Source organism: Mesorhizobium sp. ORS 3428 (genome assembly GCF_001854785.1).
Taxonomy (GTDB): Bacteria; Pseudomonadota; Alphaproteobacteria; order Rhizobiales; family Rhizobiaceae; genus Mesorhizobium.
On the sequence record NZ_MDFL01000086.1, the window covers coordinates 1 to 1,446 of the forward strand.

Below are 1,446 nucleotides of genomic sequence, written 5' to 3' on the forward strand. Positions count from 1 at the left end.
GGTTCAGCTCAGCCTGCACTGCCGATGCTCAGCTCCTATGCCGACGAGTCAACCACGATTTACAGAAGAGAACACATCGGAGCAGTCTTTTCGGTGCAGTATGTTGAGCCGCTGATCCTGGTGAAACGTCCGCGCAGATTGGACCCTAATCACTCCAGTGTGGTCTATGTCGCTTCATGTGTCGGGCTTCCACGCTGACCAATTGTCATCAAGTGCCCTCACCAATGGTCAGCCTGTTCGAAACGCATACGCCGTTAAAGTGGTCCACAACCTTCTGGATCATCTGTAACTGTCAATGACCACGGAATCKGGACCCCATTTTCGCGCATCGCATGAAAAATCAAATTGGAGCGAGTAAAACGTCGGTAGGCGAGGCATGTCGCCAGTCGGCTGCGGGCGCAGTAACGGTCAAGGCTGAGCCACAGGCCCCGATCGCGCAGCCACTCCCGCCTTGACGGTCGCGAGCAGGCGGTATGCTCGCTCGGTCGGCAGAGCGCCCTGCGAGGTGCCGCCAATCGATCCGAAACGGAGCTCGCCATAATTCAGCGCGGGTGCCGCGCCGATTGCGAGTGACTGAACCACACGCAAACGCAGGAGCCACTTTTCCATAGGTGCAATACCACAATAAGGATTTGTCTCTTTTACGTTAACCAAAATTCACATTGGCGAAACCATGTTTATCTTTACCTCTTGAAGCACACGACTTAGTTTTGGCCAAGTTTGTACACCTCTTCACATCGCCATTAGTGGTGTGCCGCTTTGGAGACGCGCGGTGCCGGCCGCATTCCTGGCTCGCGACCTCGGAAAAGAGTTCTGGTCCTGAAAGCCGAGCCGCAACGCTGGGAGTGCGTAAGATGAACGACGTTGGGCTGATATTYGGAACCCGATGCTGTCTTGGTCTAGGCCTCCCGGCGGCCACAGGCCACTCAGCGATCTTGGCTCACTGCTGCCGGCAGCGAGTATCTTCCGGAGTATCTACCTCCGACCTCGCGTAGCCGCACGACAAATAATGCAGTTAGAACTTGGTGAACTCATRACGAAATCAAATTTGGTCCAGCTCGATGACAGGCTTCATGCTCAGCGTCAGACATTCGATAGACTTCCAATTGTTGACGTGGGCCCGTTGTTGGACGGAAGCGATGCACGAAGTGTGGCGAAGGAATTTCGCTGGGCGCTCGCCAATGTCGGTTTCATGTACATCAAGAATCACCGAATTTCGGAGAAGTTGCTAGATGAGACCTTTGCGCAAGCTAAGGCTTTCTTCAACCTGCCGCTTGAAGAGAAAATGAAATTGCACGTCAGTAATTCTGGGGTCGCTCTGCGTGGCTATATCGAGATCTTCGGCGAAAACACGGACCCATCAAAAACCAAGGACCTAAAAGAGTGCTTTGACATCGGCCCTGAGCGGCCGAATGTAGAGAGCCCGTTCTTTGGACCCAACCAGTG

2 protein-coding genes are annotated in these 1,446 nt (G+C 54.0%); both read left to right on the plus strand.

The features are described from left to right. The coding region (locus ORS3428_RS33750) for a hypothetical protein (protein WP_210185687.1) at positions 1–198 on the plus strand (198 nt) is incomplete at its 5' end. Positions 199–1,048: 850 nt separating this feature from the next. Then, positions 1,049–1,446, plus strand: a 398-nt coding sequence (locus ORS3428_RS08510) for a 2-oxoglutarate and iron-dependent oxygenase domain-containing protein (protein WP_201788301.1), incomplete at its 3' end; no start/stop codon positions are given.